The sequence below is a fragment of the Bartonella sp. EBT8 genome, assembly GCF_055796165.1.
Window position 1 is genome coordinate 105845 of sequence record NZ_JBTTDJ010000002.1, and the last position, 15688, is coordinate 121532.

A 15688-nucleotide genomic window follows, 5' to 3' on the forward strand; every position below is an offset into this window, starting at 1 on the left:
CTTTCAGCTTTTAGAATGAATTTCTATAAAGATGAAAACCATTTAGGCACTTTTTTTACAGTATGGCTTTAGATGGAATAGGAAAGATAACTTATGGATAAACACAAGAGACAATGTGGAAATTGGGGTAATATTACGGATTTTTATTCTCTTTAGATATATCTGAGTTCAGAGAAATTATCACCTGCTTAGTTTGGGGTGGAGTAAAAACTTCTTTCTAATCATTTTCTCAAATTTGTATTAAAGAAGATATCCGTATTTATTTTTGATACAGACTCCTTTAGTATGACAATCTTTTTGTATGCGAAATCGTTCAAACGCTTTCTGAAGCAGAATATTTTATCCACTCTTAAAAGATGAGGGGTGAGATTGTGTAGCTGTTTCCATCGTTAATAATGACAATATTGATCGGTTAACAATTTTTTATTTTTTACTTCGCATAAATACCTTTTAATTACTTCTTGTATTAAAATTTTACTAAGTTGTAACAATTAACTGTATACTTTCTTTGAACATACATTTAAAACATGTTCAAATTGTGAATGCTTCAAAGACGTGAGAATTGTGTTGTATAAGATGAAAAGAAATTGTTGGACTGTTTTTATAACCTGTTTTCTAGCACCATTTGTTATCGTGGGATGTGCTGCAAATCATTTTGGTGTTGATAAAGTGAATGAAAATAAGAAGACGAAAACAGCAGTGTATCCATTGACTGAACGCCAATGCCTTATGCGTGCAATGTATTTTGAATCAAATCGTACGAGCTTTGAAGGAATGATTGCTGTTGGAACGGTTGTTATGAACCGTGTTAATTCAAGTGCGTATCCAAAAACGATTTGTGGTGTTGTTGGTCAATATAAACAATTTGCTCCTGGTGTTTTAACGCGTCCTATGACGGAGCCAGCATCTGTTGCCCGTGTTAAAGAGGCTGCTGATGCTGTTTTACGTGGCAGAAGGGATGAAAAACTTAAAAACGCCAAGTTTTTTCATACAGCAGGTTTATCTTTTCCTTATAAAAATATGCATTATGTTCGTGTTGCGGGGGGAAATGCTTTTTATGAAAAGCGCTCCCGTGATGGATCGCTTCAAGTTCCTACCAACGACCGTCCTTATGATGTTGCTTATGCTTTTGCGCAAGAACGTTCTGGTAATGTACTAAGTATCATGGATACAAGCTTATCAATTAAAGAAATAAAAGCAGAAGAAAAACAAAATACATCTTCTTCTATAGAAGTAGCGCAGGTGAATAAAGCGCGTATTACACCTTTTGTTACAGTACAACTTAATAAAGTTCCTATTCCTACAGATCCACCGCATCGTATAGATCAGGGCGGGGAAAGCAAAGCGACAGTAGCTTATGCAATGCCCTCATCAGATCAGTTGAATTTAATTATTACAATGTTAGAAAAACGGTACAGAAGCCGATAATTTTTTCACAACCAAAGTAAGGATATTGGTAATGTACTTTGATATTCATGAGGCGGTTTCGCCTGAAAAGCTTAATCGTCTTGCAGAAATTACGGTAAAAGTTGGGTTAAATTTACAAGAAGGGCAGGATCTTATTTTGACTGCTCCAGTTTCAGCATTACCTTTTGTTCGGCGTATTGCCTATCATGCTTATAAGGTTGGTGCCGGTGTAATTACACCACTTTTTAGTGATGATATGTTATCGCTTACACGTTTTGAAAATGCACATACTGCTAGTTTTGATTGCGCACCTTCTTGGCTGTATGAGGGAATGGCAAAGGCTTTTGGAAATGGAGCTGCGCGTTTGGCTATTGTTGGTGATAATCCTTTACTCCTTTCCAATCAAGACTTTGATAAAGTTTCGCGTTTAAATAAGTCTACGTCAATGGCTTATCAGCCTGCTCTCAAAAAAATATCAAATTTTGCCATGAACTGGTCGATTGTAGCTTATCCAACGGCAGGATGGGCTGAGGCTGTGTTTCCTTCTTTACCGCTTAATGAGGCGATTAAGAAGTTAGCGGATGCAATTTTTGCAGCTTCACGTGTTACGGAAGAAGATCCAGTGCATGCATGGACTGTGCATAATGCAACTTTAAAACAACGGTCATCTTGGCTCAATGGGCAGCGTTTTTCTGCTTTGCATTTTACAGGGCCAGGGACTGATTTAATGGTTGGTTTGGCAGATGATCACGAATGGCATGGTGGTGCATCAACGGCTAAAAATGATGTAGTTTGCAATCCTAATATTCCGACAGAAGAAGTTTTTACCACTCCTCATGCTCATAGGGTTGAAGGCTTTGTTCGTTCAACAAAACCACTTTCATATCAAGGAGCACTCATAGATAATATTGAGGTGCGGTTTGAAGCGGGACGTATTGTTGACGCACGTGCTTCAACAGGCCAAGAAGTTTTGCAACAGGTTTTACAGAGTGATGAGGGTGCGAGTCGATTAGGTGAAGTTGCTCTTGTCCCACATTCTTCACCAATTTCTAAGAGTGGACTTCTTTTTTATAATACATTATTTGATGAAAATGCCGCATGTCATATCGCTTTAGGGCAGTGTTATTCCAAGTGCTTTTTAGATGGAGCATCATTGACCTCAGAGGAAATTGCAGCGCGTGGTGGGAATAAAAGTGTGATTCATATTGACTGGATGATTGGATCTGGTGAAATCGATATAGATGGCATTACGCAGGATGGCGCGAAAATTCCTGTATTTCGTAAAGGTGAGTGGGCTTAGTATTATTGTTTTTTCAGTGATATTTTGTTAGAAAGCGCATAATTTTTTAAAAAAGTGATGCCTGAGCTTCCTGAAGTAGAAACCGTTCGTCGTGGTTTAGAGCCATTTGTAACTGGTGCAAAAATTGTATCTGTCAAGCTTCATCGAAAGGATTTGCGATTTCCTTTTCCTGAGGCGTTTCCTGAACGACTTATGGGAAGGACAATTATAGAACTTGGTCGGCGCGCAAAATATTTATTATTTCATCTTTCGCAGAATGAAACAATTTTAAGCCATTTAGGAATGTCAGGATCATGGCGTATAGAAGATGATTTTTTAACCCAAACATCTTCTGTTACAGGGAAATTTGTTAAGCATGATCATTTTGCCATGGATATTCAGGTAAAGGATGGCAAGGTTTATCATCTTACCTATAATGATCCTCGTCGTTTTGGATTTATGCTTCTAATAGAAACAAATAGGCTTTATGAGCATCCACTTTTAAAGAAACTGGGGCTCGAGCCTATGAGTAATATGTTTTCGGGTCGTTATTTACAAAAGGCTTTTGTTAATAAAAAAATATCTCTTAAGGGAGTTTTACTTGATCAGTCTATTGTCGCGGGTCTTGGAAATATTTATGTTTGCGAAGCACTATGGCGTAGTCGTTTGTCACCACAGCGTGGTGCATTTACATTAGCATTAAAAACTGCACATGCACGTGAATTTGCAGATTCTCTAGCTCAGAATATACGCAATGTGATTTCTGAAGCAATTTTGTCTGGTGGATCTTCATTACGTGATTACGTACAGGTAGATGGTTCTCTTGGTTATTTTCAACATGCTTTTTCAGTGTATGGGCGCGAAGGAGAAGAATGTTTACACTGTGGAATGCCTATTATACGCATTTTTCAGTCGGGGCGTTCAAGTTTTTACTGTTCACAGTGTCAAAAATGAAAGAGGTCTCTTGCAAAATTCTACGAGAGGCTTAAAGTCATATCGATAGTTAATTAAGGCTTGAGAGGTTTTTTTATGCTTAATAAAGTACTCACACATCTTGATGATAATATAGAAAAGAGCCTTGAACGCCTTTTTTCTTTTTTACGTTTTCAATCGATTTCTACGGACTCAGCTTATAAGGACGAATGTCGTCAAGCAGCAGATTGGTTAGTAGAGGATTTAAAAAGCATTGGTTTTGAGGCTTCACGTCGTGATACTCCGGGGCATCCAGTGGTCGTTGGGCATCATCCAGGCCCTTCAGATGATTGTTTACATGTTTTATTCTACGGACATTACGATGTGCAACCTGTTGATCCCCTGAGCTTATGGGAAGATGATCCATTTACACCTTCTATAAAAGAGAGAGATGGCGAGAAAGTTATTTGTGCTCGTGGAGCTTCAGATGACAAAGGCCAATTTATGACATTTGTTGAAGCGTGTCGTGCATATAAGAAAGAAACAGGACAGCTTCCTGTTAAAGTTACTATTTTATGTGAAGGTGAAGAAGAAAGTGCTTCTCCCTCTCTTGTTCCTTTTTTAAAAGCAAATAAAGATGAACTTAAAGCTGATTACGCGTTGGTTTGTGACACGTCGATGTGGGATGCAAATACCCCCTCTATTGCTCTTTCTCTTCGGGGAATTATGGCAGAAGAGATTATTATCACAGCAGCTGATCGTGATTTGCATTCTGGTTATTTTGGCGGAGTAGCAGCTAATCCTATTCGTATTTTAACTAGAGTTTTAGCAGGACTTTATGACGAAAATAATAAAGTAACAATTCCTGGTTTTTATGACGGTGTAGAAGAAACACCTTCCCATATTTTGCAATTATGGAATGAGCTTAATTGCACTGCTGAAAAATTTCTTGGTCCTATCGGTCTTTCCGTTCCTTTTGGGGAAAAAGGGCGAAGTATTTTAGAACAAATATGGGCACGTCCTACAGCAGAAATTAATGGTATTAGTGGAGGCTATGAAGGGGAAGGGATTAAAACGGTTATTGCTTCTCAGGCAAGCGCAAAAATATCGTGTCGTTTAGTCCATAAACAAGATCCAGAGAAAATACGTCAAGCCTTTCGTGATTATGTCCGTAACTCGATTCCTGCTGACTGTACAGTGACATTTAAGAATCATGGTTCTTCTCCGGCATTGCAGCTTCCCTATGATTCCTCTTTTATCAAGGCGGCAAAGGATGCTTTATCCCAAGAGTGGGAAGTTCCTACTGTATTGATAGCTATGGGTGGTTCAATTCCAGTTGTAGCAGATTTTCAGTCAATTCTTGATATGGAAAGTCTTTTGGTTGGTTTTGGACTGGCTGATGACCGTATTCATTCACCAAATGAAAAATATAACTTAAAGTCATTTCATAAAGGGCAACGGTCTTGGGCACGTATTCTGGCAGCGTTAGCAAATAGGAGGGTAAATGACTGAGATCCGCGTTCATCAAGGTGATTTACCAAACTTAGATAATTATCAAATTGATGCTGTTGCGATTGATACCGAAACTTTGGGATTACAACCATACCGTGATCGTTTATGTGTTGTTCAGCTTTCTTCTGGGGATGGTACTGCTGACGTTATACAGATTGCTAAAGGGCAAAAGAGTGCTCCCAATTTGGTTAAATTACTTGAAGATAAGGCTATCACCAAAATATTTCATTTTGGGCGTTTTGATCTTGCTATTTTAGCGCATACGTTTGGCGTTATGCCTGATGTGGTTTTTTGTACAAAAATTGCCTCGAAACTCACGCGTACCTACACGGATCGTCATGGATTGAAGGAAATTTGTAGTGAATTGCTCAATGTGAATATTTCTAAACAGCAGCAATCTTCAGATTGGGCAGCAGAAATTTTATCACGCGCACAAATTGAATATGCCGCATCAGATGTTTTATATTTACATCGTTTAAAGAATATATTTGAAGAACGTTTAAGACGTGAAGAGCGGGAAGATGTTGCAAAGGCATGTTTTCAATTTTTACCAGTGAGAGCAAAACTTGATCTTTTGGGATGGTCAGAGGTTGATATTTTCGCGCATAGCTCAGTTTAAAAATTAGCTTTTTAATAAAAATAAAAAAGTCATTAATGTTACAGAACCACACATCCGTAGTATATATGGGCGTGTGGTTTTCTTGTGTTTTTTATGAGAGTATTTTATGGCCTAATTTTTAGAATAAAGAGTGTTGTTGAAACTTGTACAATAAAGGTACATTATTTTTCTTTTATTTTAAGGTTTACAAAAACAGACAATTTCATAAGGGAATAAAAAAGCAAAAAATATACGTAATAATCTCATAGAGAAAGCTTTCTATATGAATATGATTTAATTCGTATTGTATATACGCAATAGAGTCTCTTTCCGAGAGAAATACATTGATCAATATTCGTTTCATTTATTGTCTATTTGAGAAGGCATATTTTCATTGGTTATAAAACCAATGATTTTTGTATTGGCAAAGCTTAAAAATATTTTTTTAAATAAAACTGCTCCAAAATTGTGCTTTTTAGAATTTGAGCTTTTTATCTACTCAACATACCATTTTTTTTATGGAAACTTGAAATGTTAGCACTATGTAAAATCCATTATGGATACTTACAAGGAGTTAGATCAATGAATCTGAAATATTTTATTACAGCTTTTACTACTTTTTCTTCAATTTCTATAGCCCAAGGAGCTGGCTTTATAGCTGCTCAAAAGTTATTGCAGGCAATGCCTTCGGCGTTTTCTCCTAATGAACGAGAGAGCGATAGCTTGTCTAAAGTTTTTCAAACAAAGTTTTCTTGTTTTGATAATGACGAGCCCAAGCTAGCTGTTAAGTTAGTACCCATATCCTCATCAGCGAAAAGAAGAGGTCTGGGATCTAGAAACAAAAAAGGTCGACCAAAGTTGTTTACCAAAAGTCCGATGAGTTTTTAATAAGCGAAGAAACAAAGTTAGGAGATGCTATTTTATTCTGGATAGGCGGCGAGGGGGGATATTTTTGGTAGCTTAAAGAGAGGTAATTGTTTCTTTGTGGTTTAGTTGTTGTGCCATTATGATAGTTGGAGAATGTATCATTTATGAAAAATCTAAGTGTGCTGATTTCGATAAAAGAATGAAAGGTATGGTCGCACAAGAGAGGGTTACAATGTCCTTGGGGTTAGAGGGGAAATATTTTTTGTCGTAGGAATTTTTGCTGTAAGGAGGAAAAGGAGGTGGTTTGATAAAAGGGCATAAAAGTGATGAAAAATTATTCTACAAGATTGTGTAAATATTCTGAAAAAAATTTTCAGAATATGAGGAGATGAGAGTGTATTTTGAAAAATAAAGAGGTGTAAAAGAATTTTATTTAAAGAAAAAGATATCTGTAGTTGTGAGGAGGAGTGCTAGGGTTGTCTGCTCTCTATGTGGTTTTTGCAATACTGTATGCGGAGGAGCAGATTTTTTTACAGTGTGTGAAAGGGATCAACGGGTTAAGACATTGTATAGAGTCATATGAGTGTTAAAATAGAAGATATTGCTTGGGTACATTTTATAAGCGTATTTCATTTTACAGTAATCATCAGTCCCTGATACTTACGGAGAATGTTGTTCAAGACTTTAGAAGCTCCATAAAGAAACAACATTAAATTTGATTGAGAAGATTCATTTCTACGTTTTCATAGCTTCCAAATTCATTCATTATAGATCAGATGGATAAGAGAGAAGGGGGGTGCTTTTTGTTTTTTTTATGAGTGTATCATTTTTACTACAGATATCTGAAAAGGGGGCTCTATATGGAATCGTGTGTTCAAATATTCAGCTATGGAGAAAAATTATGAATATGAAATGGTTAATAACAGCTTCTGCTTTTGCTTTTGTTTCAGCTTCAGCGGCACAAGCAGCAGATGTTATTGTTCCCCCTAGTCCTACACCCGTTGCACCGGTTATTGTTCCTTCCACTTTTTCTTGGACAGGCTTTTATCTTGGTGGTCAGATTGGTGGTTTTTCCAGTAAAACGAAGATGGATATCCTCAATAATGGAAAAACCATTCCGGTGCAAGACAACCTTTTGCCTAAATTGTCAGGTTTCATGGGCGGCCTTTATGCGGGTTCCAATATTGATCTTGGCAACGGTCTTATTTTAGGTGTTGATACAGATATCATGTGGTCTGATAAAAGCGACACTAAAACGGGAAAAGAGTTTCTGATTAATCCGGATCACGAAGCTTATGTCAAAAAGATCTTGAAAGAGTCTGGAATTAAGATTGGTGACAACGAATCCTTAGTTGGTGGTAAACGTTCTAGCAGTTTTACTTTTAAGGAAAAGTGGTCTGGTGCTACGCGGGTGCGAATTGGTTTTGCTGCTGAACGCATTATGCCTTATATCGCTGGTGGTATTGCCTATACACAGCTTCAAGATATTGCTTCGATATCAATAACAGGAAAGGATACAAATAAAGTAATAGCTTCTGGTAACCTTTCTGATGAAACAAAAACGTTTGTTGGCTATACTCTTGGTGCTGGTGTTGATCTAGCGATGACCAATAATATTATTGTTCGTGCGGAATATCGTTACTCAGATTTTGGTAAAAAGAAATATTCAAAAGATAGATATGAAGTTTCTTACAAAACCAATGACTTTCGCGTTGGTGTAGCTTACAAATTTTAATGTATTTGTAAGCTAAATCATGCAGGGGTTCTATCTTTGATAGAACTTCTGTTATGTTCTATGACTATAGTGTTATATATTTCATAGTACATGCAAGGTATTGTTACTCGTTGTTTTGGATAAACCTTTTAAAGGACAAAAATGAAATCTCTTACAATACCAGTAAGGTCCGTATATGCAATTGACAAACTGTAATGCATGACGAACCCATTAAGCCGTTCTCTCTTTGAATAGAGGCTTTATTTTTTATGACTATATCCTTTTAATTATAGATTTTTTTGCATGGTTGCACAGTATTGCATTATTTAGGAGAAAAATTTATGAATATAAAACGTTTAACGATAACCTCTGTGATCGCTTTGATTTCAGTTTCTACGGCACAGGCTGCTGATGTTGTCATCCCACATGAGGTTTCCTCTCATCGGGGAACTTCCATTATTTCTGCTCCTGCATTTTCTTGGACCGGTTTTTATGTTGGTGCTCAAGTTGGGAATTTTTCAAGTAAGGTTGAGATAACTGATTCTGGTAAGAAAAATGAGTTTTTTAGTAAAGATAACACGCCGAAACCTTCAGGTTTCATGGGTGGTCTTTATGCAGGATCCAATATAGATCTTGGAAATAGTCTCATACTAGGGATTGAAACAGATGCTGTTTGGGCTGATAGAGGAGATACAAAAACACTCTCTACAAAAGAGCTTGAAGCTACTGATCTTGAAGATTTTAATGCGGCATTTGCAGAGGCTGGTATTAAGTTAAGTGACGTCGAAAAATTTGCAGAAGGCGATACTGGATCATATATCTTTACTTATAAAGAAAAATGGACTGGTGCGACACGGGCGCGTATTGGGTTTGCGGCTGCTGACCGGATTATGCCTTATTTTGCTGGTGGCATTGCATATGCGCAAATGCAAGGTATTGCTATGATTTCAGGAACAAAGAAATCGGTAGAGAATAAACCAAGTAAAACAGTTTCTGGTACTGTAGGCGATAAAACAAAAACGATGGTTGGTTTTACCCTTGGTGGTGGTATCGATTTCGCAATGACTGATAATGTTTTGTTGCGTGCGGAATATCGTTACTCAGATTTTGGTAAAAAGAAATTCAAAGATGATGACGCTGAATTTAACTATAAGACGAATGATTTCCGTGTTGGAGTAGCTTACAAATTTTAATGTATGATAAACAAATTATGAAGAGGCTCTCTTTTTTGCGGAGTCTCTCTTATCTTCTGTGACTATATTACCACACAATACATATTATTGCATCTGTGGAAAGTTGCTAAGTGTTAATTCTAGTAAAAAGGAATGTGTAGATAATAAGTTACAATTTATCTATAATATCAGTACGTTATAAGTTTTTATAACTTAAAATCTTTCCTATAAACGCATATGCTAAGAGGTTCCGTTTCTGAACGGGGCCTTTATTTCTATAATAGTGTCCTTTTTGCTACAGATTTTCTCTCCGTAGTATTGTAGGATTACCTATAAATAAATTAGGAGCAAAATTTATGAATATAAAATCTTTAATAACGACTTCTGTTGTCGCTTTGGCTTCAGCTTCTGCGGTGCAGGCTGCTGATGTTGTCATTCCTCATGAAGCTGCACCAGCAGTTATTGCTGCCCCTGCGTTTTCTTGGACAGGTTTTTATCTTGGTGCGCAGATCGGTGGTTTTTCAAGTAAGGTTCAAATAACTGATCCAACTACAAAAGATAAACTTTTCGATAAAAAAGATACACCTCAGCCTTCCGGTTTCATGGGTGGGATTTATGCTGGTTCCAACTTTGATCTTGGAAATGGCGTCATTCTAGGTGTTGAAACCGATGCAGTTTGGGCTGATCAAGGAGATACAAAGCCAATCTCTGGTGGTGCAGGTGCTGGAGCAGGTGCTGGTGGTGCAGGTGGTGCAGGTGCAGGTGCTGGTGGTGCTGAAGCAGGTGCTGGTGGTGCTGAAGCAGGTGCTGAAGCAGGTGCTGGTGGTGCAGGTGCTGGTGCTGGTGCAGAAGTGGTTGCGAAGGCTTTCAAAGTTGGCGCAAGAGTAGATCCAGCAGGCGGCGCCAACGCGGACAAGAACAATTTTACTTTTAAAGAAAAGTGGTCTGGTGCTACGCGGGTACGTATTGGTTTTGCAGCTGCTGATCGCATTATGCCTTATGTTGCAGGCGGTATTGCTTATGCGCAGATGCAAGGTATTACTACGTCTTCATCAACAGTTGCATCTGGTAAGAAAACTTCCACTAAAGACTTTGATAAAACTATGACAATGGTTGGTTATACTCTTGGTGGGGGTATTGATTTCGCAATGACAGACAATGTTCTGTTGCGTGCAGAATATCGTTACTCAGATTTTGGCAAAAAGCAATTTGAAAAAGATGGTGATGATTTCCACTACAAGACCAATGATTTCCGTGTTGGTGTCGCTTACAAATTTTAATTGAGCACAAAACTCAATTATTAGTACAAAATTAATTACCTAGAGGCCTCGTTAAAGACGAGGTCTCTATTTTTTTGTGAATGTGACATTTTTGCTACAGATATTTTAGAATACATACACTATATATAACCCGTTTTGGATATTTGGAGATATTTTATGAATACAAAATGTTTAATAACGGCATCTGTTTTTGCTTTAATTTCAGCTTCTACAGCGCAGGCGGCTGATGTAATGATCCCTCATCAGTCAACGCCAGTTTCTTCGCCAGCTTTTGTCGCTCCTACTTTTACATGGACGGGTCTTTACTTGGGTGGTCAAGTTGGTGGTTTTTCAAGTAAAACTGATATGAGTATTGTTGGTAAGCACAAAACTACACCGCTAAGTAAAGATTTATCCCCTAAGATTTCAGGTTTTGAAGGTGGTCTTTACGTAGGTGCTAATATTGATCTTGGCGATAACTTCGTTTTTGGTGTCGATACGGATTTAATCTGGTCTGGACAAAAACACACAAAGTCTATCACTCTAGGTTCATCTGATAATGCTGAAGTGGACAATTTAGTAACAAGATCTCGCAGGTCAGTAAGAGAAACACCCACAGCATCAACATCAGTGTCTGCGGCATCGGTGTCCACAAAGACAGCTCAAGTACAACAAACACAAGGCACAGCACGAACAGTCACAAAGCCAGCATCCACACCAGCAGAAAGAGTACCTGCACCAGTACCAGCAAAAGCAGCACCAGAAGCCGCGGCAGAAACACCAGCAAAACCAGCGGCACCAGCAAAACCAGCAGCACCAGCAAAAGCAGCAGCACCAGCAAAAGCAGCAGCACCAGCAAAAGCAGCAGCACCAGCAAAAGCAGCAGTATCTGTAGGGTCGGTAGCAACACCGGTTTCGCCACAGCCGACATCATCCTCAGCATCAAGGAGTGGTGCGCAGCCAGTGTCGGCTAAATCAGAGGATTCCACACCAGCGAGAACTCCACTATTATTGGCGAGATCAGCATCAGGAGGATCAGCACAATCGGAATCTTCTACAAATCAAGTTTCAAAAGTAGTTTCTAATGGTGAGGCAGGCAAGGGTAGTTCCGGTCACGCTCATGGTATGCAGAGTATTGGTGGACATGGTCCTCACGGTGGGAGCAATGGCTCACACGTGCACGGTGGTGCACCCCACGGTGTTGGTGCTAATCCACATAGTTCTTCCAATCCCCATGTTTCTAATCCTCATGGTGTACAGAGGGGGGGTGGGCATGGTGCGCAAGTTGCAAAAGATGCGGATGAAAACGCTAGCAGTGTATATGGTATAGAGCAAGTGAAGAAAGAAGTTTCTGAGCTTGGTCTGGCACAAGAAGGTGGAGCAGTAACTTTAAGTCATACTTTGAAACAAAATTGGTCTGGTGCTACACGGGTACGTATCGGTTTTACTGCTGATCGCTTTATGCCTTATGTTGCAGGTGGTATTGCTTATACGCAGCTTCACGATACTGTATCGATATCGTTTAAGAAAGAGGATGGAAAAGTCATTTCTTCTAAGAATTTAACCGATGAAACAAAGACGATGATTGGTTACACCCTTGGTGGGGGTGTTGATTTTGCAATTCTGGACAATGTTATTGTGCGGGCGGAATATCGTTACTCAGATTTTGGTAAAAAGAAATTTGCGAAGGAAAAACTTGAAATAAATTATAAAACCAATGATTTCCGTGTTGGTGTAGCTTATAAGTTCTAATTTTTTGTAAGAATAAACTTTCAAGAGGCTCTGCTGATAGTGGAGCCCTTGTTTTTTAAAGAAGATTATTTTTGGGTTTTCTTTCTTGATAGTTTCATGATAAAGGCCATAAAATGTAATGATGTATCTTCTTGATCACTGTTTAATACGAAAGATGAGCTCGGCTTTCCCTATAATTAAAAAATCAGAGTTGCAGGGATCAGGGAAGTTATGCGAAAATGAAATCGTAAAAGTGGACAGGAATATTTCACAATGACTGTGAAAAATGAAACAATAGATTATTCGAAAACTCTTTATTTACCACAAACAAATTTTCCTATGCGTGCAGGGTTGCCGCAAAAAGAGCTTGAATTGATAGAGCGATGGGAGAATATGAGGCTTTATACGCAATTGCGTCAACAAGCGAAAGACCGCCCACTTTACATCCTTCATGATGGTCCGCCTTACGCAAATGGCCATATTCATATTGGTCACGCTTTGAATAAAGTTCTAAAAGATGTGATCGTTCGTTCATTCCAAATGCGCGGTTTTAATGCAAATTATGTTCCTGGTTGGGATTGCCATGGACTTCCGATTGAATGGAAGATTGAAGAAAAATATCGTGCACAAGGGAAAAATAAAGATGATGTGCCCCTTAATGAATTTCGTCAAGAATGCCGCGAATTTGCACAACATTGGATAACTGTTCAAAGTGAGGAATTTAAACGCCTTGGCGTTACCGGAGATTTTAAGACGCCCTATACCACAATGGCTTTTCATGCAGAAGCACGTATTGCCAGTGAATTGATGAAATTTGCTCTGTCAGATCAGATTTATCGTGGTTCAAAGCCTGTGATGTGGTCTGTTGTAGAGCGTACGGCTTTGGCAGAGGCAGAGATTGAATATCACGATCATGAATCAGAGGTTATTTGGGTTAAGTTTCCTGTTTTTAAAACAGATTCTAGCGATTTGTACGGTTCTTATGTCGTAATTTGGACAACGACTCCGTGGACAATTCCTGGTAACCGTGCGGTGAGTTATTCGTCGCAGATTTCCTACGGTGTTTATGAAGTTGAAAGCGCGGAAAATGATTTTGGTCCTCAAGCTGGAGAAAAACTTCTTTTTGCTGATGCGTTGGCTATGAGCTGTGCAGAAAAAGCAAAACTTGTTTTGAAGCGTTTACGCGTTGTTTCTGCTGACGAGTTTAAAATGCTTATTCTTTCTCATCCACTCAAAGGTTTGGCTGGAGGATATCATTATCAGATTCCACTGCTTGATGGTTCGCACGTAACAGAGAGTGCTGGTACAGGTTTTGTTCATACAGCGCCAAGCCATGGGCGTGAAGATTTTGAAATTTGGAATGCTTATAAGCCTTTATTGAAGCAAGAGGGGATTGATACGTCTATACCGTTCCCTGTTGATGATGCTGGTTTTTATACGAAGGATGTTCCTGGTTTTGGTCCGGATCGTAAAGAGGGACCCGCACGCGTTATTGATGATAATGGAAAAATGGGGGATGCCAATAAAGAGGTTATCAACGCTTTAATTAAAGCAGATCGGTTATTTGCACGGGGTCGTTTAAAGCATTCTTACCCTCATAGCTGGCGTTCAAAAAAACCGGTTATTTTCCGTAATACGCCACAATGGTTTATTTCAATGGATAAAGATCTTGGTGATGGGGAAACTTTACGCAGTCGTGCTTTGGAATCTGTTTCTATGACGCGTTTTGTTCCTTCTTCTGGTCAAAATCGTTTAGCTTCTATGATAGCAGATCGTCCAGATTGGGTTCTTTCTCGCCAGCGCTCTTGGGGTGTTCCTATTTGTATTTTTGCCAATGAGGATGGCGTTATTTTGAAAGATGAGAGTGTGAATCAGCGTATTTTGCAGGCTTTTGAAACAGAAGGGGCGGATGCATGGTTTGCTGAGGGAGCGCGTGAGCGTTTTTTAGGTGATCGTGCCCATGAGTCATGGGTACAGGTTCACGATATTCTTGATGTTTGGTTTGATTCTGGAGCAAGTCATAGTTTTGTCTTAGAAGATCGGGCTGATTTGCAATGGCCTGCTGATGTTTATTTTGAAGGATCTGATCAACATCGTGGATGGTTTCAATCTTCTCTTTTGGAAAGTTGTGGTACGCGCGCTTGTTCTCCTTATAAGACGGTCATTACACACGGTTTTACTTTGGATGAGAATGGCAAAAAAATGTCTAAATCCCTAGGAAATACAGTCGTTCCGCAAGAGATCATTAAAACATCTGGTGCTGATATTTTTCGTCTTTGGGTCATGACAACGGATTATTGGGAAGATCAACGTTTAGGCAAAAAAATTCTTCAAACGAATGTGGATTCATATCGTAAACTACGTAATGCAATTCGTTGGATGCTTGGAACGTTGGCACATGATGAAGGAGAAGAAATCTCATATTGCGCATTACCAGATCTTGAGAAATTTATATTGCATCGACTTTTTGAACTCGATCAATTGATTAATCGCGCTTATAATGAATTTGATTTCAAAAAGATTATGCGTGCATTGCTGGATTTTTCAATCATTGAATTATCAGCCTTTTATTTTGATATCCGTAAAGATTCTCTTTACTGTGATGCACCGTCATCACCAAAACGTAAAGCTTCTTTGCAAGTTGTGCGCGAAATTTTTAAGCGCATGGTAACATGGCTTGCTCCTATGTTGCCTTTTACAATGGAAGAGGCTTGGCTGGAGTATTATCCAGAAAGTCAATCAGTACATTTGGAACAGTTTTTTTCTGTGCAAGAGGAATGGCAGAACGAATCCTTGGCTGAACGTTGGAAAAAAATTCGACAGGTTCGTAAAGTTGTGACGGGTGCTTTAGAACTTGAACGAGCTAACAAGCGTATTGGCTCATCGTTAGAAGCAGCACCTATTGTTTTCGTTTCTAATCCAGCTTTACTAGAGGCTTTAGAAAATTTGGATATGGCAGAAATTTGCATCACCAGTGCTTTAACAATTAGACAGGATGTACCACCTGAGGATGCTTTTACTCTAAGTGATGTTGAAGGTGTTGGTGTGTATCCGGAGAGGGCATTGGGCAAAAAATGTGCTAGGTCATGGCGTTATACACAAGACGTTGGGAGTGATCCAACATATCCTGATGTTTCTGCTCGCGATGCGGTTGCTTTGCGAGAATTACAAATGCTTGGCAAGATTTAAGATTCTGAGATCAAGCGGTAGAAATGCAAAGTTGTAAAGATGCATCAT

Annotated in this window: 11 protein-coding genes; all 11 read left to right on the forward strand. The window is 38.9% G+C overall.

Going from position 1 to position 15688, the window contains the following annotated elements; genetic code table 11:
• Positions 1-576 precede the first annotated feature (576 nt).
• The 11 genes from AC0QT4_RS02335 (at position 577) to ileS (ending at position 15640) form a co-directional block, all read left to right on the forward strand.
• The gene (locus tag AC0QT4_RS02335) at positions 577-1428 is read left to right on the forward strand and encodes a cell wall hydrolase (RefSeq protein ID WP_473200121.1); all 852 of its coding nucleotides are present in this window, start codon (positions 577-579) and stop codon (positions 1426-1428) included.
• 31 nt (positions 1429-1459) lie between these two features.
• A complete protein-coding gene (locus AC0QT4_RS02340) occupies positions 1460-2707 on the forward strand; it encodes an aminopeptidase (protein WP_473200122.1) in 1248 nt (415 codons plus the stop codon).
• Between the two features lie 57 nt (positions 2708-2764).
• On the forward strand, positions 2765-3640 hold the full coding sequence (gene mutM / locus AC0QT4_RS02345; RefSeq protein WP_473200123.1) for a bifunctional DNA-formamidopyrimidine glycosylase/DNA-(apurinic or apyrimidinic site) lyase: 876 nt from the start codon (positions 2765-2767) through the stop codon (positions 3638-3640).
• Between the two features lie 75 nt (positions 3641-3715).
• The gene (locus AC0QT4_RS02350; RefSeq protein ID WP_473200124.1) at positions 3716-5110 is read left to right on the forward strand and encodes a dipeptidase; all 1395 of its coding nucleotides are present in this window, start codon (positions 3716-3718) and stop codon (positions 5108-5110) included.
• Complete coding sequence (locus AC0QT4_RS02355; protein ID WP_473200125.1) at positions 5103-5729, forward strand: ribonuclease D; 627 nt, start codon at positions 5103-5105, stop codon at positions 5727-5729. The genes AC0QT4_RS02350 and AC0QT4_RS02355 overlap by 8 nt, the downstream gene beginning before the upstream one ends.
• 561 nt (positions 5730-6290) lie before the next feature.
• The gene (locus AC0QT4_RS02360) at positions 6291-6596 is read left to right on the forward strand and encodes a hypothetical protein (RefSeq protein ID WP_473200126.1); all 306 of its coding nucleotides are present in this window, start codon (positions 6291-6293) and stop codon (positions 6594-6596) included.
• Positions 6597-7476: 880 nt separating this feature from the next.
• The gene (locus AC0QT4_RS02365; protein WP_473200127.1) at positions 7477-8310 is read left to right on the forward strand and encodes an outer membrane protein; all 834 of its coding nucleotides are present in this window, start codon (positions 7477-7479) and stop codon (positions 8308-8310) included.
• A 320-nt stretch (positions 8311-8630) separates the two neighbouring features.
• Positions 8631-9482 carry an outer membrane protein gene (locus tag AC0QT4_RS02370; RefSeq protein WP_473200128.1) on the forward strand — a complete coding sequence of 284 codons (852 nt, stop codon included), beginning with the start codon at positions 8631-8633 and terminating at the stop codon, positions 9480-9482.
• Between the two features lie 335 nt (positions 9483-9817).
• Positions 9818-10741: an outer membrane beta-barrel protein gene (locus AC0QT4_RS02375; RefSeq protein WP_473200129.1), complete on the forward strand. Its 924-nt coding sequence runs from the start codon at positions 9818-9820 to the stop codon at positions 10739-10741.
• Positions 10742-10897: 156 nt separating this feature from the next.
• On the forward strand, positions 10898-12472 hold the full coding sequence (locus AC0QT4_RS02380; protein ID WP_473200130.1) for an outer membrane protein: 1575 nt from the start codon (positions 10898-10900) through the stop codon (positions 12470-12472).
• A 252-nt stretch (positions 12473-12724) separates the two neighbouring features.
• A complete protein-coding gene (ileS, locus tag AC0QT4_RS02385; RefSeq protein ID WP_473200131.1) occupies positions 12725-15640 on the forward strand; it encodes an isoleucine--tRNA ligase in 2916 nt (971 codons plus the stop codon).
• The last annotated feature ends 48 nt before the right edge of the window (positions 15641-15688 follow it).

Bases quoted from the DNA above. Each gene is read 5' to 3' on its own strand.
- mutM (WP_473200123.1), top strand. From the start codon at position 2,765: ATGCCTGAGCTTCCTGAAGTAGAAACCGTTCGTCGTGGTTTAGAGCCA.
- AC0QT4_RS02365 (WP_473200127.1), top strand. From the start codon at position 7,477: ATGAATATGAAATGGTTAATAACAGCTTCTGCTTTTGCTTTTGTTTCA.
- AC0QT4_RS02340 (WP_473200122.1), top strand. From the start codon at position 1,460: ATGTACTTTGATATTCATGAGGCGGTTTCGCCTGAAAAGCTTAATCGT.
- AC0QT4_RS02360 (WP_473200126.1), top strand. From the start codon at position 6,291: ATGAATCTGAAATATTTTATTACAGCTTTTACTACTTTTTCTTCAATT.
- AC0QT4_RS02375 (WP_473200129.1), top strand. From the start codon at position 9,818: ATGAATATAAAATCTTTAATAACGACTTCTGTTGTCGCTTTGGCTTCA.
- AC0QT4_RS02355 (WP_473200125.1), top strand. From the start codon at position 5,103: ATGACTGAGATCCGCGTTCATCAAGGTGATTTACCAAACTTAGATAAT.
- AC0QT4_RS02380 (WP_473200130.1), top strand. From the start codon at position 10,898: ATGAATACAAAATGTTTAATAACGGCATCTGTTTTTGCTTTAATTTCA.
- AC0QT4_RS02335 (WP_473200121.1), top strand. From the start codon at position 577: ATGAAAAGAAATTGTTGGACTGTTTTTATAACCTGTTTTCTAGCACCA.
- ileS (WP_473200131.1), top strand. From the start codon at position 12,725: ATGACTGTGAAAAATGAAACAATAGATTATTCGAAAACTCTTTATTTA.
- AC0QT4_RS02350 (WP_473200124.1), top strand. From the start codon at position 3,716: ATGCTTAATAAAGTACTCACACATCTTGATGATAATATAGAAAAGAGC.
- AC0QT4_RS02370 (WP_473200128.1), top strand. From the start codon at position 8,631: ATGAATATAAAACGTTTAACGATAACCTCTGTGATCGCTTTGATTTCA.